The organism is Rhodococcus sp. MurmanLake-1, assembly GCF_056945715.1.
On the sequence record NZ_JBWZNF010000001.1, the window covers coordinates 959,977 to 981,949 of the forward strand.

General features: G+C 62.1%; 19 protein-coding genes and 1 tRNA gene. 10 read left to right on the plus strand and 10 right to left on the minus strand.

Translation table 11 applies throughout. The features are described from left to right. Window positions 1-6: 6 nt before the first annotated feature. Together AC2ETI_RS04395 and AC2ETI_RS04400 are read right to left on the minus strand one after the other, a co-directional pair. Window positions 7-984 carry an isopenicillin N synthase family dioxygenase gene (locus tag AC2ETI_RS04395; protein WP_113682995.1) on the minus strand — a complete coding sequence of 326 codons (978 nt, stop codon included), beginning with the start codon at window positions 982-984 and terminating at the stop codon, window positions 7-9. 15 nt (window positions 985-999) lie between these two features. Then, window positions 1,000-2,190, minus strand: a complete 1,191-nt coding sequence (locus AC2ETI_RS04400; protein ID WP_230091129.1) for a nitrate ABC transporter substrate-binding protein — start codon at window positions 2,188-2,190, stop codon at window positions 1,000-1,002. Between the two features lie 251 nt (window positions 2,191-2,441). Between AC2ETI_RS04400 and AC2ETI_RS04405 the strand changes: the two genes are divergently transcribed. Genes AC2ETI_RS04405 through AC2ETI_RS04420 form a run of 4 tightly spaced genes read left to right on the plus strand, consistent with a single transcriptional unit; the run spans window position 2,442 to window position 5,885 of the window. Further along, a complete protein-coding gene (locus tag AC2ETI_RS04405) occupies window positions 2,442-3,224 on the plus strand; it encodes an ABC transporter ATP-binding protein (protein WP_019747838.1) in 783 nt (260 codons plus the stop codon). Then, entirely contained in the window at window positions 3,221-4,126 is a 906-nt protein-coding gene (locus tag AC2ETI_RS04410; RefSeq protein ID WP_020969249.1) for an ABC transporter permease, read from the plus strand. The genes AC2ETI_RS04405 and AC2ETI_RS04410 overlap by 4 nt, the downstream gene beginning before the upstream one ends. Next, window positions 4,123-5,193 (plus strand): isopenicillin N synthase family dioxygenase, encoded by a 1,071-nt coding sequence (locus AC2ETI_RS04415; RefSeq protein WP_483633601.1) that lies wholly within the window; start codon window positions 4,123-4,125, stop codon window positions 5,191-5,193. Before AC2ETI_RS04410 ends, AC2ETI_RS04415 begins: the two co-directional genes overlap by 4 nt. A gap of 47 nt (window positions 5,194-5,240) precedes the next feature. After that, window positions 5,241-5,885, plus strand: a complete 645-nt coding sequence (locus AC2ETI_RS04420; RefSeq protein WP_020907137.1) for a GntR family transcriptional regulator — start codon at window positions 5,241-5,243, stop codon at window positions 5,883-5,885. A 4-nt stretch (window positions 5,886-5,889) separates the two neighbouring features. Here AC2ETI_RS04420 and AC2ETI_RS04425 read toward each other — a convergent pair whose 3' ends face one another. Then, on the minus strand, window positions 5,890-6,666 hold the full coding sequence (locus tag AC2ETI_RS04425; RefSeq protein ID WP_483633602.1) for an esterase/lipase family protein: 777 nt from the start codon (window positions 6,664-6,666) through the stop codon (window positions 5,890-5,892). Window positions 6,667-6,739: 73 nt separating this feature from the next. After that, window positions 6,740-6,813, minus strand: a tRNA-Met gene (locus tag AC2ETI_RS04430). Window positions 6,814-7,263: 450 nt separating this feature from the next. Between AC2ETI_RS04430 and AC2ETI_RS04435 the strand changes: the two genes are divergently transcribed. Next, complete coding sequence (locus AC2ETI_RS04435) at window positions 7,264-7,818, plus strand: transglycosylase family protein (protein ID WP_019747833.1); 555 nt, start codon at window positions 7,264-7,266, stop codon at window positions 7,816-7,818. Window positions 7,819-7,906: 88 nt separating this feature from the next. Here the strand turns inward: AC2ETI_RS04435 and AC2ETI_RS04440 are convergent, their stop codons facing one another. Continuing rightward, window positions 7,907-10,822, minus strand: coding sequence for a UPF0182 family protein (locus tag AC2ETI_RS04440; RefSeq protein ID WP_020907135.1), 2,916 nt, complete (start codon window positions 10,820-10,822; stop codon window positions 7,907-7,909). Between the two features lie 174 nt (window positions 10,823-10,996). On the opposite strand from AC2ETI_RS04440, the gene AC2ETI_RS04445 reads away from it, so the two are divergent. Next, window positions 10,997-11,599: a PPA1309 family protein gene (locus AC2ETI_RS04445; RefSeq protein WP_019747831.1), complete on the plus strand. Its 603-nt coding sequence runs from the start codon at window positions 10,997-10,999 to the stop codon at window positions 11,597-11,599. A 41-nt stretch (window positions 11,600-11,640) separates the two neighbouring features. On the opposite strand, the gene AC2ETI_RS04450 is transcribed toward AC2ETI_RS04445, so the two are convergent. Further along, complete coding sequence (locus AC2ETI_RS04450) at window positions 11,641-12,663, minus strand: YlbL family protein (protein WP_020907134.1); 1,023 nt, start codon at window positions 12,661-12,663, stop codon at window positions 11,641-11,643. A gap of 123 nt (window positions 12,664-12,786) precedes the next feature. On the opposite strand from AC2ETI_RS04450, the gene AC2ETI_RS04455 reads away from it, so the two are divergent. The 3 genes from AC2ETI_RS04455 to AC2ETI_RS04465 all read left to right on the plus strand — a co-directional run bounded on the left by AC2ETI_RS04455 (window position 12,787) and on the right by AC2ETI_RS04465 (window position 16,548). Next, window positions 12,787-14,187 (plus strand): zinc-dependent metalloprotease, encoded by a 1,401-nt coding sequence (locus AC2ETI_RS04455; protein WP_024487215.1) that lies wholly within the window; start codon window positions 12,787-12,789, stop codon window positions 14,185-14,187. 101 nt (window positions 14,188-14,288) lie between these two features. Next, entirely contained in the window at window positions 14,289-15,200 is a 912-nt protein-coding gene (locus tag AC2ETI_RS04460; protein WP_483633603.1) for a hypothetical protein, read from the plus strand. Window positions 15,201-15,204: 4 nt separating this feature from the next. Then, a complete protein-coding gene (locus AC2ETI_RS04465; protein WP_020907132.1) occupies window positions 15,205-16,548 on the plus strand; it encodes an ABC1 kinase family protein in 1,344 nt (447 codons plus the stop codon). A gap of 5 nt (window positions 16,549-16,553) precedes the next feature. Here the strand turns inward: AC2ETI_RS04465 and AC2ETI_RS04470 are convergent, their stop codons facing one another. Together AC2ETI_RS04470 and AC2ETI_RS04475 are read right to left on the minus strand one after the other, a co-directional pair. Beyond that, on the minus strand, window positions 16,554-16,877 hold the full coding sequence (locus AC2ETI_RS04470) for a WhiB family transcriptional regulator (RefSeq protein WP_003942321.1): 324 nt from the start codon (window positions 16,875-16,877) through the stop codon (window positions 16,554-16,556). A gap of 512 nt (window positions 16,878-17,389) precedes the next feature. Further along, window positions 17,390-19,528, minus strand: a complete 2,139-nt coding sequence (locus AC2ETI_RS04475) for an ATP-dependent DNA helicase UvrD2 (protein WP_029537946.1) — start codon at window positions 19,526-19,528, stop codon at window positions 17,390-17,392. Window positions 19,529-19,631: 103 nt separating this feature from the next. Between AC2ETI_RS04475 and AC2ETI_RS04480 the strand changes: the two genes are divergently transcribed. Continuing rightward, window positions 19,632-19,889 (plus strand): mycoredoxin, encoded by a 258-nt coding sequence (locus tag AC2ETI_RS04480; RefSeq protein ID WP_003942350.1) that lies wholly within the window; start codon window positions 19,632-19,634, stop codon window positions 19,887-19,889. Between the two features lie 30 nt (window positions 19,890-19,919). Here AC2ETI_RS04480 and nudC read toward each other — a convergent pair whose 3' ends face one another. Together nudC and AC2ETI_RS04490 are read right to left on the minus strand one after the other, a co-directional pair. After that, window positions 19,920-20,819, minus strand: a complete 900-nt coding sequence (nudC, locus tag AC2ETI_RS04485; RefSeq protein ID WP_031333165.1) for an NAD(+) diphosphatase — start codon at window positions 20,817-20,819, stop codon at window positions 19,920-19,922. A gap of 38 nt (window positions 20,820-20,857) precedes the next feature. Beyond that, window positions 20,858-21,925 (minus strand): potassium channel family protein, encoded by a 1,068-nt coding sequence (locus tag AC2ETI_RS04490; RefSeq protein ID WP_021343744.1) that lies wholly within the window; start codon window positions 21,923-21,925, stop codon window positions 20,858-20,860. Window positions 21,926-21,973: the final 48 nt, after the last annotated feature.

Sequence of the window (21,973 nt, forward strand, 5' to 3'; positions counted from 1 at the left end):
TACGGATCAACGCGCGAAGTTCGCGCGTACTCGCTGGTCGATGTAGTCCTCGGCAGTGATCGGCGGGTACTTGCCCGCCGGCCCCTCGATGGTCACGTCGCGGTTCGCCTGAGCGAAGAACGCGAGGCTGTAGCGGGCTCCCCGATAGTCGGTGACTCCGGGACTCTTGACCCGGTGGAAGTTCGACGGCAGGACATCATCACTCCATCTCATCAGCATGTCGCCGATGTTGCAGGTGATCGCTTCCTCGGCCGGCACCACCGACGTCCATTCCTGGGTGTCCATCTCCTTGCCCGGGCACAGTTGCAACCCGCCCTGACCGTCACGCTGGAAAAGCAATGTCAGGCAATCGAAATCGGTGTGCGCTCCGGCACGCCACATCCCTTCGACATCTGCGTCGGCGGCAAGGGGGAAGTAGTGGAGTAGTCGCAGTGTGCTCTGGTAGGTGGCCACCGACGGGTCATGTGCCCTGGTGAAGAAGTCTCGTTCGAATCCCAGCTTCTCGGCGAAGCACGACAACAGGTCCATCGCAATGCCCCAGCACTTGGCTTCGAAGTCCAGGATCGTTTCGCGGAATCCACCCAATTCGTCTGCAGTGGGCCACAGATCACCCATATGCGGGCGGGTCACCTGGTAGGACTCTTTCTGATCAGGCGTTCCGATGGACGGACGCACCTGCGTCATGCTCTCCCAGCCGGAGTTGAAACCCTTCTTGAGCGGATACTGCGCTTTGACCTCATTGGGCAGTGCAAAGAATCGCTCGGCCGCCGCGAAAGCCTCGCGGACCTGGTCCAGATCGATTCCGTGATTGACGATTTGGAAGAATCCGATGTCGGTCGCTGCCGACCACAACTCCTCGGCGATCTCGCTGCGCCGGTTCTCGAAATCCGAGAGATCGATTCTTCGGACCTCGCGGTCGGTGGTCTCCGTGCCCAGGCCACCCATGCGGGTCTCGCGGTTGAGTTCTGTCATGTCGTACGTCATTTGCTGTGAGCTCCTTCAGCGGATTCCGATGGACCGATCGGTGAATTTGTCGGTGTAGATCTCTTCTGCAGTCAATGACTGCGGTATCGCCGCACCCCCGGCGTTCAGAATGGGCTTCAGTTCTTCGACGGTGTGAGCGACTCGCGTCATGTCGAACGTGCCGACGGATCCGTCTGCCTCGTTCGCGATCAGGCCTTTCTCTTTCAGGAGCTGGGCACTGAACGCTGCTTCACCCTCGGTGTAGGGAGAGAACGACACGTCCTGCGAGACGACGTCGACAATGGCAGCATTCGCCGTATCCGGCGCAGTGATGTAGTCCGCGGTGGCCTGCTGAATGATCGGAACCAGCTTGCTCAAACACGGCGAGAGTGTCTCGACCTTGTCGGCACGAACGGAAACATTGGACGCGTAGATGTCGAAACCCGAATCTTTCAGCAGGTCATAGGAAACCGGCTTGTCCCACGCCGGCGTCTCCTTCTCGTACGTGTACGGTTCCGAATTCGCGAATCCTTGCTGAGCGATGGTCGGGTCACCGACAAATCGCGAGGGAGCTCCGTCGTAGCTCGTGTCGAGCTGAGACTGCTTCAGTAGTCCTTTCGCCACGAGCCACTGCGGAAAGAGTTGCTCCTTGGAAACGACGACACTCGCGTCGGACTTGCCGATATCGGCAACACTCGTCCAGTCCGGATGAGACTCTTTGTCCCACATGAGGATTGCCGGGCTGTATTTGAGCAATGGCGTGACGGCCACAACGGGCTGACTTGCCGCTGCCGCGATCACCTGATCCCCGTGCACCAAGCCGAGAGTGATGGAATCGTCGACGTACATCTGGGAGCTGACGGATTGGAACCCGATTGCCGGTCCCCCGGCCCGCAAGGTCAGGTCGACTCCGGTGTCCTTCCCTCCGGCGACAAGAGTCCCACTGACGGACTTGTCGTCGGTGTCGACCGAATAGCCGGGACCGAGCATCTCGAAGAGCGCTCCCATATCCGACTGTGGCTGCCATTGGAGTTGAACCACAACGTTTTCCGGACAGAGACCCGCAAGGTTCTGCGCCTCGGCAGCTGGTTCGAGAGATTCGGCTTTCGCCGTCTCAGCCTCACTGGAGCTGCACGCAGTCAATCCGATGGCTGCACACATGGCCAGTGCCGCGCCCGCCGCTCCCACACTTCTGCGATTGGAATGCACCTTGCGATTTGAATACACAGCGTCTCCTTCGTGAAAACAATTGGGATGTGGGCGAACCAAGAAGGGTGATCCGATGAGCACACTCTGCAGCACGTGGATTACATGCAATCGCCTCGTTGTTTCCATCAGGTAACGCGCGCCAGGATTCTCGCTTCACCTGCAATGTCACCTCACATTTACATTCAGCAATCTAAGCGACATACATGCAATTCAAGATAGTTCCTACATCTTGAAGAACTTTTGCATGCATTACCGAACCGGAGGCTCAGATGGAACTCGCGAACACGATGCAGGATGCCGACGCTCGCAAGCTCACCGCGCCGATGCAGATGGTCTTTTCCGATGTCGTCAAGAAGTTCGATACCGGCACTGTCGCGCTGGACGGCATCGATCTGGACGTGGAGCGAGGAGACTTCGTCGCCGTGGTCGGACCCTCAGGCTGTGGCAAGTCGACTTTGTTGCGCATGGCGGCCGGCCTCGAGCGACCGACCAGTGGTGCGGTTGCCCTCGACACCGAATCAGTTGGCTTCATCTTCCAGGAGCCGACTCTCCTCCCCTGGCGAACCGTGCAGGCCAACGTCGAATTATCGGCTGAACTCGGTGGCGGCGACAAAGCAGCGCGAAAGTTGCGCGCCGACGAGGCAATCCGCGCAGTCGGCCTTGCGGACTTTGCGAAACAACTGCCCAATGCGTTGTCAGGCGGAATGAAGATGCGTGTCTCGTTGGCGCGTGCGCTCACCCTCGCACCCGCTGTGATGCTGCTCGACGAACCTTTTGGTGCGCTCGACGAGATGACACGACTGGAGATGCAGGTAGAGCTCCAAAGGCTCTACACCGACAAAGGGTTCACCTCGATGTTCATCACGCACTCGGTATCCGAGGCCGTGTACCTCGCGAACAAGGTGGTCGTCATGACCGCCAGGCCTGGACGAATACATTCGGTCGTGGACATCGATTTCCCGTACCCGCGTAGCCCGGAACTGCGCTACGACGCCCGATACACCGAACACGTCGCCGAGATCTCGGCCAGCCTCCATGGGAGCTCACGATGACCGAAGTCCTTGCAGTACAACAGGGCACCACCGTACGCAATACCGCCGTTCGTACTGATTCTGCGACCACGGCGCAAGCACAGGCACAGTCCGGACGGCCCTCTCGAATGAGAGCGCTCGGCACCTTCCTGCTCTATCCGCTGCTCTCACTTGCCGGCGCGGTCGCAGCGTGGTCGATCGTCAGCTACCTCGTTCTCTCCCCGGAACGTCGATTTCTCCTTCCGCCGCCGAGTCAAGTACTGACGAAGTCGCTACTCGACTGGAAACACCTCTCTCCCATGCTCGAAGCCCTCGCAGTGACGGCACAGGTTGCGCTGGTCGGCTTCGTCGTCGCGGTGGCAGTCGGCGTCGGAACCGGCGTGCTGATGAGCCAGGCCAAGTGGATCGAGCGGATCGTCTATCCATATGCCGTTGTGCTGCAGGTCATTCCCATCCTCGCCATCGTCCCCCTCATCGGGCTCTGGTTCGGCTACGGCATGACCGCGCGCACCCTGGTTTGCGTTCTCATCGCAGCCTTCCCGATCATCACCAACACACACTTCGGGTTGCAATCGGTCGATCGCGGACTGCACGAACTCTTCACCCTCGGCCGCGCCTCGCGTTGGGATCGACTGGTGAAACTCGAACTTCGAGCGGCAATGCCGGCCATTCTCACCGGTATCCGCACCGCCTCCGGCCTTGTTGTCGTCGGTGCCATCATCGGCGACATGTTCTTCGCCAAAGGACAACCCGGGATCGGGACCCTGCTCGACGTCTACCGAAGCCGCCTTCAGTCCGAGGATCTGATCGCCGCGATCGTGATCGCGTCGGTGTTCGGCGTCCTCGTCTTCTCTGCCTTTGGATTCCTCTCACGTGTGCTCGTCGGTAAGTGGCACACGTCCGGCCGCAAGGACTTTAAATGACCCACGAAATTCCCGCCTTCGAAATCCCTACGATCGATATCAGCCCTTACCTCACCGGCGAGGCATCGGCTGCAAACGCCACCAACAGCACTGCCTGTGCGGAAGTGGCAGCTCAACTCGATCGCGCGTGCCGGGAGGTCGGATTCATACAGATTGTCGGACACAGCATTCCACGATCGGCGACCGACGGACTGGCCGACGCTCTCGACGAGTTCTTTGCTCTCCCACTGACGGTGAAGAACAACTATCGCCGTCCCTCGTCCGAGAACCGTGGCTACTCGCCACCGAAGTCGGAATCACTCAGCATGAGCCTGGGCGTCGCCGCTGCGAACCAGATGAACGATTTCTACGAAGCAATAGTCGTGGGCACAGAGGTGAGCGACTATCCGGGCGTCGACCTACCCGAGTCCAGCTACGCTGACAACACTTGGCCTGAGGCCGCGCCCGGATTCCGACCGGCAATCGAAGAGTATTTCCGTCATGCCCAGGGCTTGGCACGAATCCTGATGTGCGCCTTTACCGACGCCCTCGGATTGCCGCCCGAGTACTTCGATTCGATGCTCGACCATTCGATCGACGCGATGAAGATGAACAACTACGCACTGCCTGAGGGCGAGATCCGCATCTCCGGCGACATGACGGGAATGGGCGCTCACACCGACTTCGGAATCTTGACCATCCTGTGGGCAGATCAAGTTCCGGGCCTTCAAGTTCTGAGTGCCGATGGCGTATGGCACAACGTCCAACCTGCCGACGGCGCACTCTTGATCAACCTCGGCGACGCAATGGCACGCTGGACGAACGACCGATGGCGCTCGACAGTGCACCGAGTCGACCCACCTATCGTCGATGGTCAGATCATCCGACGTCGCTCTGCCGCATTCTTTTTCGACGGAAACTACGACGCCGTCATCGAAGCACTGCCAGGGACTCTCGAACCGGGCGAGGTGGGATACCCGCCGATCACGATCGCCGAGAACATCGCGGCCAAAGTGGCCGGACTGAAAGGCGCGACGGCGCCCGACGTCGACAGTCGCAGCGCTGACCGGGTGCGCGCCGCCGGATAGCGCTCCCGGGTACCGTCGATATCGTGCAGGATCGAAGTGAGGACAAGATGACCACCACCGAACGAGCTTTGCTCACCGAGTCCGTGCACGAGACGCTTCGCGAACTGATCTTTTCGGGAGAGCTGGCGCCGGGGACACCACTGAGTGTTCCCGCGCTGGCGAGCAAGCTCAATGTCAGTCGAACGCCGGTCCGCGAGGCCGTGCAGCAGTTGATCTACGAGGGCATCGCGGTCCACACCCGAAATGCGGGTGCAAAAGTCGATTCGCTGGACGCAGAGTCTCTGCGCGCGGTCTTCGAGGTGCGTGAGGTACTCGACGGTCTCGCGGCGTTCAACGCGACGGCCAATGCCACGCATGAAACCGTGTCACAGCTGAACAAGATGGTGCAGGTGCAACGCGAACTTCTCGAGAGCCCGCCGGATCAGCGTCGCGATTCGACGCTGGACCTCGAGTTCCACACCTTGATTCGTGAGACTGCATGCAATCACCCGCTCAGTGAAGCCCTACATCGTCTCGACGGACAGTCACATCTCTACCGTTCGGACATGTGGAGCCTCGAGCTCAATCGGCGGATCGCCGTCACCGAGCACGCTCGTATAGTCGCGGCCATCGAATCGGGTGACGCCTTGGGGGCCAGAACTGCCGCGAGCGCACACGTAGCCGGGCTACTCGTCCGAACAACCCGGACCTGAAGCTTTACCGAAATGACGGGAACAACGTGTCAGGCCAGGTGATGTCGCCGTCGTTCTCGTCCACGAACGTACCGACACAGTCGCGCCCCAAAGCGCTGATCGCTCCCGAGATGACCTCTGGATGCTCGAGCTCGGTGAGATGGTCTGCTCCGGTTCCGGCCCCGGGAACGCCATCGACGTACACCCGGCACTGGCCCCCGTCCAACCGACCGTCCGCCCACTCGCCCGAACTCTGCACCACCGAATAGTAGGCAGATCCAGGAGTGTCCTCACCGGCATTGAGCTTGGCGGGAACTTCGGAGAACATGCAGGTGTCGTAACCGTCGGCAGGGCCTTGTACGCAGCCACCGGGGCTACCGTACTGAGGAGCACCGATGGCAACGAATGAATCCACTACTTCGGAGCCACCGAGGAACTTCGCGTAGTACCGGGAGCTCAGTCCACCCGCACTGTGCGCGATCACCCCGACGAAGTCAGCGCCGGCAGCGTAGGAGCGAATCGAATCGGCAATCAGCTCGGCGTCGGCCGCAATCATCTTGCCGGGTGCGTCGACGAAGTGTGTCTCGTAGCCCGCAGCGCTCAGTGCCTCGTCGAGGGCGCGGTAGGTCGCCTGGTGCGTTTCTCCCGAGTTGTAGAGCTGCTGCCCTGGAACGATGAAGACCACGCGCTTCGCATCGGTGATCCGCCCACCGGCGGCAGCGCTTCCTGCCGAGAACGCCAGAGCGGTGGTCACCAGCGAAGTAGTCACCGCCATCGCCAAAAGAATCTTCGAGAGTCGCACGTCGCCACCCTACGACGGCTGCGCACAAAAAAGGACCGCCGCACTGGAATCCAGTGCGGCGGTCCTTTTCTAGTAGCGGGGACAGGATTTGAACCTGCGACCTCTGGGTTATGAGCCCAGCGAGCTACCGAGCTGCTCCACCCCGCGATGCATTGACAAAGTTACACGAGCAGATGAACGGAACGCAAATCGCCTGCGCTGGAGCGAAATACACGCCTGAAAGTCGAAGAATCGGGTGACTGGGTTCACAAAATGCCCGTGAGCATCAACACATAACAAGCATGTAACGAACGTACCTCGAAACGGCATCGGAAAGGCTCTACCAGCACAAACGCCGAAAATCCTGGATGGGAGAAGACCAGGTGGTCCGGAAAATCGCGAATCGACCCTCGTTCAGCGCTCCCGTACGGTCGGTCCCGGCCCGAATCAACCGGGCGAACGCCGACCCGCCGCTGCTCCACTCTGCCCCGCGGGATCGGAACCCCCGAAACCTTCGAGGGGCAGAGACACGGAGAGACAAGCGCCCGGGAAAGTCAGCATCATCGCCGACCCGCAGGCCCGCCGATGTCAGCAAGCGCGGAGAGGATTTACCCCGACATGACGTACACCAGCATCAGCAAGCGTGCATTCGGCACATTGGCAGTAGCCGGCGCACTTGTCGCAGTGCCCCTCACCATGAGCACCGGCACCGCTTCCGCAGCCACCCACAACTGGGACGGCGTCGCACAGTGCGAGAGCGGTGGCGACTGGAACATCAACACCGGAAACGGCTACTACGGCGGCCTGCAGTTCTCGCAGAGCACCTGGACCGCCAACGGTGGCACCGGCTCGCCCGCCAACGCTTCCAAGGAAGAGCAGATCCGCGTCGCCGAGAACACCCTGCAGAGCCAGGGCCCCGGCGCATGGCCCGTCTGCGGCCAGCGTCTGACCGTCGCAAGCGAGCCGGCAGTCGAAGAGGCTCCCGCCGCAGCACCGGCTCCCGTCGCCGAGGCACCCGCAGTTGCTCCCGCCGTCGAAATCCCGGCCGAGCTCAAGCCCGCCGCACAGCAGGCTTACGACACCGCTCGTGACCTCGCCGGCCAGTACGGATTCGCCGCACAGTTCCAGCAGCTCTCCGATGCCAACGCACCGATCGTTGCAGCACTGCGCTGATTCAGCTCATACAGCTTCACTGAGCACACAAGAAGGCCCACCATCCGATCGGATGGTGGGCCTTCTGCTATTCATGAACTGACGCCGCTTACCTCGGCAGCGCCTGGTACGCGTCGACAGCCTTCTGCAGGCGGTCGAGCGCAGCACCGTAGCTGGTGAAGTCACCGCTCTGTTGCGCCGACTTCAATGCCGCCATTGCCGAATTGACCTCGGCCAGCGCCTTCGTGACGTCATCCGAAGAAGCCGGCGGGGCCGGTGCCGTCGGAGTAGTCGGCGTTTCCGGTTGCGCTCCGGTATCCGGATCGGGTGCCGGCTGAGTGACAGTCGCTGCCGAACCTGCGCCCGGCCAAATCTGACTGATCGCCTCGGAGACGGTCGGTGCATAACCGATCCGAATGCCGTTGGTGTCGCTGAAGCTCACCAGCACACGCGCCAACTGAGGGAACGCGTTCTGCGAGTTTCGCTGCGAGTACAAAGGTTCGACGTAGAGGATTCCGCCCTCGGCAATCGGCAGAGTCAGCAGGTTTCCGTACTGAATCTTGTTCGACTGCTTGAGCAGTGACACTTCCGAAGCAACACGCGAATCCGACGTCATCGCAGACTGAGCCTGCTGTGGACCTTGAGTCTGCGTATCGGTCGGCAGCTGCAGCACCGTGAACTTGCCGTAGTTCTCCTTGTCGTTCGCCACCGAGATGTAGGCCGACAGCAACTCACGACTGAACCCGACCATCGGACTGGTCAGACGGAAATCCGCCTTCGCGGTGTCCTTGTCGCCCACCAGCACGTAGTACGGCGGCTGGTTGGCCGACGTGTCGATCGTCGGATCACTCGGAACCGACCAGAACGCGTTGTTGGTGAAGAACTCACTCGGATCGTCGACGTGGTACTTCGCCAGCATCTCTCGCTGAACCTTGAACATGTCTTCCGGGTAGCGGAAGTGCGCCTGCAGGTCGTCCGAGATTTCGCTCTTCGGCTTCACCGTGTTCGGGAAGACTCCCATCCACGCCTTCAGAACCGGATCCTGCTCGTCGACCTGGTAGAGCGTGACCGTGCCGTCGTACGCGTCGACCGTGGCCTTCACGGAGTTACGGATGTAGGAGAACTCCTGACGCGGAATGAGGCGCCCGGTCGTCTGGTCGATACTGTCCTCGACCAACCCGTCGAGCGAACTGCGCTGCGCGTACGGGTAGTCCTGGGCGGTGGTGTAACCGTCGATGATCCACTGCATCTTGCCGTCGACCACTGCCGGGTAGGCAGCGCCGTCGGTCGTCAGCCAAGGCGCGACCTCCTCGACCCTTTCCTTCGGATCACGCTTGAAGATGATCTTGGAGTTCGAGCCGATTGCACTCGAGAACAAGATGTTGCGCTCGGTGTACTTCGCCGCGAAGGCAAGACGGTTGAACCAGTTGCCGATCGAGACACCACCCGAACCGGTGTAGGTGTACTTCGAGGTGTCGGTGTCGTACTCACGAGGTCCCTCGCCGTCGACGGAACCGACGATCGAGTAATCGGCGTCCGACTGGCTGATCACCTCGCCGTAGTACGACCGAGGATTGTCTACCTTGAGGTTCTCGTTCTCGGGCGTGGTCGTCAGGTCGCTGACCGAGTAGATCGGGTAACCACCGGTGTTGTTCTGACTGTCGCCCTGCACGGCCGTGACTTCGTTTGCCTGGGCCGCGACGAAGCCGTTGCCATGCGTGTAGACCGTGTGCTTGTTGATCCAGTCCGTCTGGTTGCCGGAAAGATTGTTCGGCGACAGCTCACGCGCTGCGACGACGAAGTCGCGCAGCTGGCCGTCCTGTTCGTAGCGGTCGACGTTGAGCGTCTGCGGGAACCCGTAGAAGTTCTTGAGCTGACGCTGAGCGGTGAACGTCGGCGACAGGATCGTCGGATCCAGCAGTCGGGTGTTCGCGATCGTGGTCCGGTCGGCCGGAACGTCCTGGGGCTGCTTGGTGCCAACTCCCGGATAGTCAACGTAGTCGACGTTTTCTTCCGTGATCCCGTACGCCTGACGGGTCGCTTCGATGTTTCGTTCGATGTACGTGCTCTCCTTCTGCGCCGCATTGGGCTTGACGGAGAACTGCTCGACGATCATCGGGTAGACGGCACCGACGAGCACCGACGAAAGAACCAGTAGAGCGACTGCCATGGCCGGTATCCGAAGATCCCGCGTGAAGATCGAGGCGAAGAACGCCAAGGCGCAGATGACCGCAATGGACAACAGAATCAGCTTCGCCGGCAGAACCGCATTGATGTCGGTGAAGCCCGGACCGGTGAACGTCGGTTCCTTACGACTACTCGACATCAACGAGTACCGATCGAACCAGTACGCCACCGCCTTGAGGAGCACGAAGGTGCCGGCGATGACAGCCAGTTGAACACGTGCGGCAGTCGTGAATGTGCCAGCGCGCCCGGCCAACTTGATCCCACCGAAAACGTAGTGGGTAACCAGGTTTGCCACGAAGGCAAGCAGAATCGAGACGAACAACCAGTTCAGAACGAAGCGGTAGAACGGCAGATCGAACGTGTAGAAGCCGACGTCCAAGTTGAACTGAGGATCAGTGATGCCGAACGGCTGACCGTTGAGGAACAACTGGATCGTGACCCAGTTGGCCTGCGCGATGAGACCGGAGAGAATGCCGATCGCGACCGGAATGATCACGCCGAACAGACGAAGTCGCGACATGACGGTCGTGCGGTAGCGCGCGATCGGATCATTGGGTCCGGAGACCGGAACGAACACCGGACGTGCGCGGTACGCGAGAAGCATCGCGAGCCACACGATGGCTCCGACGACAATTCCGACCACGAGGAAGAGCACGAATCGCGTCAGCAGAACCTTGGTGAAGACACCGCGGTAGCCGACTTCTCCGAACCACAACCAGTCCGTGTACATGCCGATCAGTCGCGGCCCCACGAGCAGCAAGGCCGCCACTACGACAGCCACCACCAACAAGATTCGACTGCGTCTGGACAGAGAGGGTAAACCTGCGGGGGGCCGCATGCCCACGTGCCACGCTCCAAGATTTGGCGACGCCGTGGCGTCGCAACCGATTGCATCGATCACTGCGGCCACGCCCGAGTGGACTTGGCCGTTTCCGACCACTCTACGTAACAACGGTCACGGGTTGACAACACGGAGAGCAGGGAGCCGGACAGAAGGTGGGAGGATGAACGTGTGAGTGAAGAGAATATGAGCAGATCACCGAGTGCCCTCGCCCGGTGCGTTCATGAAGTTGTCGACCACATCGACGCCGAAGGCTGGGATCAACCGCCGAAGCTGTACGCGTTGGTGCCTACCGAAATGCTCGCCGCGGCCGAACCCGGACTGCTCGACCAACTCGCCGAGGGCGCCGAATACACACCGATCGAACAGGAATCGCTTCCCGAGGACATCATCGGCGGTTCACGGGCACTCGACGAGTTCCTGGCAACGACGCATTGGCCCGAGTCGGTGCAGGGTTGCATCCTGGTTCAGGAGATCGTCGTCCTGCCGCCCGAGGCGGAATCGGATCTCGATCACGCCACGGCGCCGGTATTGACCGATCAGCATGCTGCGGACGAGGTCGCGCGACTGACGGCCAACGCGCATCCCGATAGACGCGAGGCTCGACTGTTCGTCGGCGTGCTCCGTGACGGTCCTTCGCTGTCGCTTCTGCAGATGCGTCCCGACGAGGATGCGGATCCGTACGGCGACCTGGAACTGCTCACCTACGACGGTCTTGCACCTCACCTGGTTCACGCGTTGTACGCGACGCTCGACGAGGTCGAAGAAGACTGAAAGAAGAAGACTGACCGAGTCCGTCTTCGGCAAGGCAGGTTTCAGCAGCGGGGTGCGTCGCCGCCCGTGTTGAGGCTTTCGAGTGAGTCCACTGCGCCGGGCAGGTTGTCGACCTTGACGAGTCGAAGCCCGTCCGGCGCATTCTGTTTCGCCTCGTCACAGTTCTGGGCCGGCACGAGGAAGGTCTCAGCACCGGCTTCGGAGGCGGCGATCAACTTGTACCTGATACCGCCGATCGGACCGACCTCGCCGTCGGAGTCGATGGTGCCCGTTCCGGCCACGAACTTTCCGCCGTTGAGCTCCCCTGGAGTCAGCTTGTCCACCAACGCCAGTGTGAACATCAGTCCGGCAGAAGGACCGCCGATGTCGGCAAGGTTGAACTGCACGGTGAAGGGAACGTCCGGGACCTCGTTGGGCGTGACGCCGAGGTAACCCGATTCGGGCTTGTTGGGCCGCGCCCCAACGGTGACCGGTACAACGGTCTCCACACCCTCGCGAAGGACGGTGACGTCGATCGCGGTGCCGGGCGCGATCGCACCGACCGTGTCCTGAACGCCGGTGATGGTGGTTACCGGAGTGTCGCCGATCTTGACCAGGACATCGCCTTCTTGAAGGGCACCCGCGGCAGGGCCGTCCGGGGTCACCTTCGAAACAGTGAGTGCCACCGGCTTACCGAGAAAGTGCAGTGCAGCCAACTCGGCACTGTCCTCGGACTGCTGGAAGTCGGCGGTGTTGGCCTGCTGAATCTCTTCCTTCGACTTCTCGGGCGGATAGATCTCCGAGCGTGGGACGAGTCCGTTGCTGCCACTCGCCCACAGTCCGAACGCTTCGAAAATGTTGAGGCCGTCGCGAACCGACACCGTTGTCATGTTGAGGTTGCCGTCGGTGGGATCGACTTCGGTCCCCTGGATGTCGACGACAGGCTTACCGTCGACGTCGCCGAGGGTGTTGAAGGTGGGGCCAGGACCGAGTGCGACATAAGGAACAGTGACCATTGTTCCGACGACTCCCAACACGACGATGGGTGCGAGTGCGGCCAAGAGCGTCACTATCCGTCGATTCACCTGATCCAGAGTAAAGCGCGAAGGCGCCGGAGCACCGATCGCACCGCCTGAGCGCCGTGCGTGTTCGCCGTCAGCGTGACTCGGAGGGCGACTCCGACCGCTCGAGCCTTGTACCGTTGAGGTATGAGCAATATGCCGTTCGGCTTCTCCAACTCCGACGACGATCCCGATCGCGACAAGAACGCGGCGGGTGGCAATCCGTTCGGGGGTGGTGACACGCCGTTCGGGTTCGGCGCGGGCGGTGAGGGATTCGATCCGGCTCAGCTCGGCCAGATGCTCACCCAGTTCGGTCAGATGCTGAGCGGGATGGGCTCGTCGATGGGCCAGGGCGGTACTTCCGGCCCGGTGAACTACGACATCGCCAAGAAGCTGGCACGCCAACAGATCGGATCGGTTACACCGATCACCGAGGGCAATGTCAAGGCGATCGCCGACGCCGCACATCTGGCCGAGATGTGGCTGGACGCCGCAACGACGCTTCCGGCCGGAGCGAGCCGCACTCTCGCCTGGACTCCGAACGACTGGCTCGACAACACGATCGACACGTGGAAGCGACTCTGTGATCCGGTGGCCGAGAAGGTGGCGGGCATGTGGGTCCAGGGACTTCCCGCCGAAGCACAGCAGATGGCGGGCCCGATGCTGGGCATGCTCGGCCAGATGGGTGGACTCGCGTTCGGCTCGCAATTGGGCCAGGCACTCGGCCAACTGTCCACCGAGGTGCTCTCCTCCACCGACATCGGCTTGCCCCTCGGACCAGAGGGCACCGCGGCCCTTCTCCCCGCTGCGGTTCAGGCGTTCAGCGAGGGTCTCGAACAGCCGCATCAGGAAGTTCTGGTGTTCCTCGCTGCGAGGGAAGCAGCTCATCAGCGCCTTTACAGTCACGTTCCGTGGCTGCGACAGCGTGTTCTCGCCACAGTCGAGGAATACGCCCGCGGGATCACGATGGACTTTTCGGCAATGGAAGAATTTGCCAAGGACCTCGACCCGTCCGCTCTCACCGATCCGAGCAAGCTCGAAGCGCTGATGCAGCAGGGCACGTTCGAGCCGCAGAACACCCCGGAGCAGAAAGCCGCTCTCGAACGGCTCGAGACTCTGCTTGCGCTGGTCGAGGGTTGGGTGGAGACGGTCGTCACCGCCGCACTCGGCGAGCGACTGCCCGGTGTTGCCGCGATGAGCGAGACGTTGCGGCGTCGCCGTGCCACCGGCGGCCCCGCCGAACAGACCTTTGCGACGCTGGTCGGACTCGAACTTCGTCCTCGCAAGGTCCGTGAAGCGGCCGGGTTGTGGCAGAAGCTCACCGCGGAAGCCGGTATGGACACTCGTGACGGCGTCTGGTCACATCCCGACCTCATGCCCGATTCGAGCGATCTCGACGCACCGGACGGATTTGTCGCCCGGGTCCTCGGCGGCGGCGAAGCCGGCAATTTCGACGACCCGATCGCCCAGCTCGAAGCCGTCGAGGCAAAAGAGCGTGCGGCCGAGGCAGCGATGGACAAGACCCGCGAGGACGACGAAGAGAAGTAATTCCTTCTCGACACATTTTCGCAGTTCAGCCATGCTGACGTCCTGTGGATAACCGTCACTGACGCGGACTCCCCGACGGCCCGCCGTGCCAGCATCGAACGATGACCGGTAACACGCAAGACGACACCACACAGAACAGCACGTCACAGCGATCCGCGGGACCCCGATGGGACCCTCGGATCGCTGTTCTGTCGCGCCCGGACGGTCGGCTGCAGCTGGGATGGACACCCGGACGTGCCGTCCTGCTGACGCTGCCTGTCGGGGTCGATGCGCGCGCGGTGAAGTCGATCCTCCGCAAAATGGACGGCTCCAGATCCCGCGCGACCATCCTGTGGGAAGCGTCGACGCGCGGCATTTCGACGTCGGTGACGGAGAAGTTGCTCGAGCAACTCACCGATTCCGGATTCGTCCACACTGCCGCCAGGAGGACCGTGTCCGTCCGGATCCACGGTGTCGGTCCGCTCTCGGACGCCGTCGAGCGCGCCCTGGTCACCGGCGGGGTAAGCACGCGTCGCTCGCGCGGGTATCGCAACACCGACGTCGTGCGCACGTGGAACGAACAACTGGTGGTCCTGGCCGACGACGTTGTCACTGATCCTCGCCTGGTCAGCGATCTCGTTCGCTGCGGACTCCCCCACCTTTCCGTCCGCATCCGCGACGGCAACGGCGTGATCGGTCCTCTTGTCTTGCCGGGCCAGTCGAGTTGCCTGCGATGCGCCGACATCATCCGATCCGAACTCGACCCTCATTGGCTTCATCTGTCCGCGCAGCTACTCGGCAGCGCCGGCCACGCGGAATCGGCGATGATCCATGCAAGTGTCGCGCTGGCCCTGGCCGAGATCGACTCCGCATTATCCGAGACAACGGCGACGCATGCGGCGAGTCTGTCGTCGACGCTCGAGATCGCGCTCCGTCCGTATCGGATCACAACCAGGCGCTGGCCTCGGCAAATATCTTGCAGTTGCCAATACCTGGCACCTGTTTCGGGCAAAGGACGCCCCAGTCAGACATGATGGTGTGGTGTCCGAGATCCCACGCAAGAGTTCTGCCCGTACTGCCAAACTCGCGAGCATCCCCCTGGGGATGGCCGGTCGCGCCGCCATGGGCTTCGGACGCAAGCTCGCCGGCGGCGACAAAGGCGAGATCGACGCGCAGTTGAGCGCGAAGGCCGCCGAGCAACTGTTCGCGGTGCTGGGCGAACTCAAGGGCGGCGCGATGAAGCTGGGCCAAGCGCTCAGCGTCATGGAGGCGGCGATTCCGGAGGAATTCGCGGAGCCGTACCGCGAGTCGCTGAACAAGCTCCAGGCCGCCGCCCCGCCGCTGCCGACCAAGCAAGTACACAAGATGCTCGATCAGCAACTCGGAACCAAATGGCGCGACCGATTCCAGTCGTTCGACGACGAACCGACCGCGTCGGCAAGCATTGGGCAGGTTCACCGTGCGGTCTGGGCGGACGGCCGCGACGTAGCCGTGAAAGTTCAGTACCCCGGCGCCGACGAAGCTCTACGCGCCGACCTCAAGACCTTGGGCAGATTTGCCGGTCTCTTCGGTTCGGTCATGCCCGGTGTCGATGTGCGCCCCGTGATCGAGGAGTTCACCGCGCGCACCGAGGAAGAACTCGACTATCGGATCGAGGCGAACAATCAGCGAGCTTTTGCAAAAGAATTCGACGGAGATCCCCAATTCGTGATCCCGCACGTCGTGGCGAGCGCGCCGAAAGTGGTCGTGACCGAATGGATGACGGCAACCCCGCTGACCAGAATCATCGAAAGTGGAACGCCGGAGCAGCGCAATGCTGCCGGTGCACTACTCGCCGAATTCCACTTCGCGTCTCCGGCCCGTGTCGGCTTGCTTCACTGCGACCCGCACCCCGGCAATTTCATGCTTCTCGAGGACGGCCGACTCGGCGTCATCGACTTCGGTGCCGCTGCGCCGTTCCCGAACGGACTGCCACGGGTTCTCGGCACGATGGTGCGCTTGGCTGTCGAGGAACAATTCGACGAATTAACGGAGTTGTTGCGCGCCAACGGTTTCGTGATTCCCGGACGCACGGTGACCGACAAGGAGATCGCGGATTACCTGCGACCCTTCACCGACCCGATCCAGACCGAGTCATTTCACTTCACTCGGTCGTGGCTGCAAAAGGCCGCCGGAACCGCCACTGACTTCAACAGTGCGCAGTTCCGAACGGCCCGTGCACTCAACCTTCCGGCCGAGTATTTGATGATCTTCCGAGTTCTTCTCGGTTCGGTCGGCATATGCGCCCAGTTGGACGCATATGCCCCGTACATGGAAATCCTGACTCGTTGGTTGCCAGGGTTCGCGGAGCCGGTTCTGGATGACACCGGCTCCGCCGAATAGGGCTCTCACGCGCACACGAGTTGCTTGCGTGGGCGCCCCCTCGGTCTCTTGCGCGCTATGACGGCCCCCTGATCGAGGATCTCGCCTCCCCACACCCCCCACGGCTCGGCGCGGTCGAGAGCCGCACTGAGACAACGGGAACGGATGGGGCACTGCGCGCACAGTGCCTTCGCCTGCTCGAGTTCGGCCGGAGCTTCGGCGAACCAGAGATCGGGGTTGGATGCCCGGCACGGCAGGTCGCGGCGGGTGGACGCGACCTCGATGAACGTGACTGCAGCCGAAGTGACGTCGGTGGAAGTTACTGCAGTGGTGGAGTTTTCGGATTCCACGCGGATTGTCTGGGCAGACAACTCGGTCTCCTAGTGCTCGGATGCGAAACTGTGTCGCACGATATGGGTTCGATGGGTGCGAACCTGAGCCGAGTCGGAAACCGGATAAAGAGGGGTATCCAACACAAAGGCCACGGTCCGCAGGGGCTGCGGGTCCGTGGCCGTAAGTGAACGGATGTGTCCTACCGAGAAATACCTCGATGGCTTAAGAACACGGACTCGACAGCTGCTTTCTTTGCTGCTGCTTGAGGGCGCAGGCGGAACGCATGCTGCGCCCATCCCGCTGCACGCGGCAGCATGGGGGCGGCAACAGCGAACTTTGCGCTTGCGCACGCTTCATACGAGATCAAGTTCGTCATTTTTTTGCCACCTCCATTTCGTGTCGGTCCGGATAGTTTCTGCGCACAGGTTGCCCCGTAACACTGAAAACCAGAGTAGAGAATTCGTCGAATCTGCACAACCTATTTTTGACCTGCGGTTATGTAACTCACCGTTGTCGATTCGGATGCATTTCAGATATCGAGTGTTGCCGCACGCAGTTCGCCGCGAATGACAGCTAGTACGTCTTCCCCGAAGTTGTCGAGTTTCTTCGGCCCGATTCCAGGGATCGAAACCAGTCCGCGATTGTCTTGTGGTCGTTGTTCGGCAATAGCCATCAGTGTGTTGTCACTGAAGACGACATAGGCCGGAACTTTGAGTTCTCGGGACTTGTCCAGCCGCCAGGCCTTGAGGTGCTCGAGCAATTCCAGGTCGACATTGGACGGGCATTTTTCGCAGCGCCCGAGCATTGTCGCCGACGTCCCGATCAACGGTTTGCCGCAGACGCGGCAGCGCGGACGCTTCTTGTTCCCCGACGACGGCGCGGCAACGCGCGAAGCCGGTGAGTCCTCGGGGATGAGCCCGTTGAGGAACCTCGACCGGCGACGGGACTTGCGTCCCCCCTCATTGCGAGCCAATGCCCAAGACAGCTGCAGATGCTCGCGGGCGCGGGTAACACCCACGTACAGAAGCCGACGCTCCTCCTCCACCGCGACGTCGTCGGCGCCCGAATTGGCGTCGCCGAGAACGTGTTGGATCGGCAGGGTGCCGTCGTTGAGGCCGACCAGGAACACCGCATCCCATTCGAGCCCCTTGGCCGCGTGAAGGGAAGCCAACGTCACGCCCTGCACGGTCGGTGGGTGCCGCGCCTCGGCTCGGGCTGTTAGCTCCTGTAGAAGCCCGGTGAGCGACAGTTCGGGTTCGTGGACGAGTTGTTCTTCGGTCAGCGCCACGAGAGCCGAGAGCGACGCCCAGCGCTCGCGGGCTTGCGTGCCCGAAGGTTCTTCGTTGGTCAGACCGAGTGGCGCGAGTACAGCGCGAACCAGTGAAACCAGCGCTTCGCCGTTGTCTGCGCCTTCGGGGAGGTCGTCTCGTCCGGCGGCCTGACGCAGTGCCGCCACTGCCTGACGGACCTCGGTGCGGGTGAAGAAGCCCTCTCCACCACGCACCTGGAACGGAATGCCGAGCTTGGTGAGTGCCTGCTCGTGCGCCTCCGACTGAGCATTGATCCGATACAGAACAGCGATCTCGGCCGCTGGAGTGCCTGCCGCGATCAGCCGTTTGATCGCCCGCGCAACGCCGAGCGCTTCGGCAGGCTCGTCGTCGAACTCCATGAACTCCGGCTCAGGCCCCGGAGCGCGTTGCCCGATCAACTGAAGACGCGTCCCGGCGATCCGTCCGCGCGCTGCACCGATCACGCGGTTCGCCAGCGACACGACCTCAGGGGTGGAGCGGTAGTCCCGTTCGAGCCGGACGACGGTCGCTTCGGGGAATTTCCGCGAGAAGTCCAACAGATAGTTCGGGGTGGCGCCGGTGAAGGAGTAGATGGTCTGATTCGCATCGCCCACCACTGTCAGGTCGTCGCGGTCGCCGAGCCAGGCGTCGAGCACCCGCTGTTGCAGCGGGGTGACGTCCTGATACTCGTCGACCACGAAGCAGCGGTACCGCTCGCGGAACTCGTCGGCAACCGTCGAATGCTCTTCGAGCGCAGCCGCGGTGTGAAGTAGGAGATCGTCGAAATCGAGGAGCATGCCGTCCTGGCCACGTGCCTTCAGCTCTTCGTATGCCGCGTAGACCTGCGCAACCTTGGTGGCATCGACCGGCGCCTCGCGACGAATCTTGGCTATCGCGCGTGGGTAGTCCTCGGGCGCGATCAGTGAGGCCTTGGACCACTCGATTTCGCTGGCGAGGTCGCGCACGCTTTCCGTGCTGGTGGACAACCCGACACGAGCGGCGGCACTGCTGACAACCGCGAACTTCCGATCGAGCAGACGCCACGGGGTGTCACCGATCACCTGCGGCCAGAAGTACTTGAGTTGACGAAGAGCGGCGGCGTGGAAGGTGCGAGCCTGTACCTGCGGCCCACTCCCACCAACCCCCAGCTCACGAAGCCGTCCACGCATTTCGCCGGCCGCTCGCGCTGTGAATGTCACGGCAAGCACCTGCCCGGCGGAGACATGACCGTCGGCGACCAGATGCGCGATCCGGCGCGTGATGGTGCGGGTTTTGCCTGTTCCAGCGCCCGCGAGGACACACACCGGGCCGCGTGGCGCGAGCACGGCGGCCGATTGTTCTGGATCCAGTCCGGTGTCCGCAGGCATGGGGACCATCATGGCAGGACGTTCCGACACTCCATTCGCCGCGCCCGACGGTATGTGGGCAAGAGAACACGGGCCGATACGGAACAACGCTCTCGGTCGTGGTGTTATATCGGCCGTGACTTCTACCGAAAATGCGCCTGCCCTGACCATCTACTCGACCACGTGGTGTGGCTACTGCCGCCGCCTCAAGACGCAGCTCAACGCGTCGGGGATCGAGTACACCGAGATCGACATCGAGAACGATCCGGCAGCAGCCGATTTCGTCGGCAGCGTCAACGGTGGAAATCACGTCGTTCCGACCGTGAAGTACGGCGACGGCAGCGTCGCGACCAACCCGTCGCTCAACCAGGTCAAGCAGGCCCTGGGTCTGTAGAGCCTTTCAGGCTGCTGTCTGACCCAGCTCCTATTTGACCCAGCTCTCGAGCATTCCGCGAGCGATGGAGATCGAGCCGGGCAGCAGCAGTGGCGCGTCCGCTTCCGAACCCCAGTCGCCGAGTTCGAGAGCGGCACGCACCTCGTCCTTCGTGAACCAGGTGCCCTCGGCGATCTCGCCGTCCGCGAACAGAAGCGGAGCGGCGGGGTCGCCGATTGCGGCGAAGCCCAACATCACCGAGCGCGGGAACGGCCAAGGCTGGCTCCCGAGGTATCGAACGCTGTGCACGTCGATGCCGACTTCTTCCTTGATCTCGCGGACAACGCACGTTTCGAGTGACTCCCCGGCCTCGACGAATCCCGCGAGAATCGAGAAACGTCGCTGCGGCCAGGTCGGCTGACGCGCGAGTAGAACTCGATCGCCGCCGTCGTGTACCAGGCAGATGACCGCCGGATCCGTTCGGGGAAACTCCTCGTGGCCGGTGGACGTGGAAATGCGTGACCAGCCGGACATGGTGGGTTCACTCGGTGCGCCGTCGATAGCGCTGAATCCGGCACTGTCGTGCCAGTTGAGAATCGCGACGGCACCGGTCAACAAACCGGCGTCCGCGTCGTCGAGTGTTCCGCCGAGCATGCGCAATTCGGACAACGTGCCCGCCAGCAGCGACACCCGCACCGCCCAGACGTGGCGATTCTCCCGAATTCCCAGGAACACTGCACCGCGCACCGGTTCCGGACCCAGTTCGGTTGCCTCGGCGAAGACCAACTGACCTTCCGGTGAGACCTTGACCTGACCCCGTGAATTCACACGGAGGAGCAGCGCGTCCACCCAACCCGTGGTCAGTGCGGCGGCATCCGACCGCAATTCCTCGGCGCGGCCGACGCTCGAGCGTGAGAGCAGCGGTGTTTCGGTCAGCTGGAAGTCGTTCACGCTCACGACATTACTGCGCGCACGAAGCTCGGCAGCACTCAGTTCGTGACGCGGCGGATGTAGAGCAGGCGATCGTTCGCCTCGACGGCGTCCACCTCGGGCGAACCGACGCGAACCAGACGGCCGTCGCGAACTACCCCGAGCACGATGTCGGAGAGATGACGCGGAGAGCCGCCGACCTCGTCACGTTCGACTGCGCGCTCGGCGATCGCGAATCCGGCTTCCGGGGTCAGAAGGTCTTCGATCATCTCCACGACAGTCGGCGTTGTGGTCGCGATGCCGAGGAGTCGACCTGCCGTCTCCGAGGACACGACCACCGAGTCTGCGCCGGACTGACGCAGAAGATGCGCGTTGTCGGCTTCACGGATGGCTGCGGCGATCTTGGCTTTCGGCGCGATTTCGCGGGCTGTCAGTGTCACGAGCACTGCGGTGTCGTCACGATTCGTGGCGACGATGATCGACGACGCATTCTGCGCGCCTGCCAACCGAAGTACGTCCGATTTCGTCGCCGAACCGAACACCGTCACCAGGCCCTTGCTCGCCGCGGAGTCGAGGACTGTCTGATCGGTATCGACGACCACGATCTCCGACGCCGGTACACCGTCACCGAGCATTGCTTCGATTGCCGTCCGCCCCTTGGTCCCGTATCCGACGACGACGGTGTGATTACGCACGTGCTGCCTCCAACGCTGAATTTTGAACGCCTGACGCGAACTCTCGGTCAGAGCTGAAAGTGTGGTTCCGACCAACACGATCAAGAAGAAGATTCGAAGTGGCGTGATCAACAGGACGTTGACCAGGCGCGCCGACGGAGTGAACGGAGTGATATCGCCGTAGCCGGTGGTCGAGAGCGAAACCGTCGCATAGTAGATGCAGTCGAGCAGCGACAGCTCGTTGTCCTGTGCGTCTCGGTATCCGGCGCGATCGATGTAGACGATCAACACGGCGGCGCCGAGAGCACCCAATGCGATGAGAACTCGCTTGTAGATGGCCCGCGCCGGACTGGTCTGTAGCTGGGGAATGCGCAGCACACCGACAAGGGCGAAGTCAGGCTGATCGGTCAATGCTTCCGACCTGGTCAAACGCGCCCGGAGCTTACCGGCCATACATCGACTCTCTCACTCGAACTTACGAAATACCTACACGGACATCGG

Bases quoted from the DNA above. Each gene is read 5' to 3' on its own strand.
- AC2ETI_RS04455 (WP_024487215.1), top strand. From the start codon at position 12,787: ATGAGCAATATGCCGTTCGGCTTCTCCAACTCCGACGACGATCCCGAT.
- AC2ETI_RS04395 (WP_113682995.1), bottom strand. From the start codon at position 984: ATGACGTACGACATGACAGAACTCAACCGCGAGACCCGCATGGGTGGC.
- AC2ETI_RS04435 (WP_019747833.1), top strand. From the start codon at position 7,264: ATGACGTACACCAGCATCAGCAAGCGTGCATTCGGCACATTGGCAGTA.
- AC2ETI_RS04475 (WP_029537946.1), bottom strand. From the start codon at position 19,528: ATGATGGTCCCCATGCCTGCGGACACCGGACTGGATCCAGAACAATCG.
- AC2ETI_RS04460 (WP_483633603.1), top strand. From the start codon at position 14,289: ATGACCGGTAACACGCAAGACGACACCACACAGAACAGCACGTCACAG.
- AC2ETI_RS04420 (WP_020907137.1), top strand. From the start codon at position 5,241: ATGACCACCACCGAACGAGCTTTGCTCACCGAGTCCGTGCACGAGACG.
- AC2ETI_RS04415 (WP_483633601.1), top strand. From the start codon at position 4,123: ATGACCCACGAAATTCCCGCCTTCGAAATCCCTACGATCGATATCAGC.
- AC2ETI_RS04405 (WP_019747838.1), top strand. From the start codon at position 2,442: ATGGAACTCGCGAACACGATGCAGGATGCCGACGCTCGCAAGCTCACC.
- AC2ETI_RS04490 (WP_021343744.1), bottom strand. From the start codon at position 21,925: ATGGCCGGTAAGCTCCGGGCGCGTTTGACCAGGTCGGAAGCATTGACC.
- AC2ETI_RS04410 (WP_020969249.1), top strand. From the start codon at position 3,221: ATGACCGAAGTCCTTGCAGTACAACAGGGCACCACCGTACGCAATACC.
- AC2ETI_RS04440 (WP_020907135.1), bottom strand. From the start codon at position 10,822: ATGCGGCCCCCCGCAGGTTTACCCTCTCTGTCCAGACGCAGTCGAATC.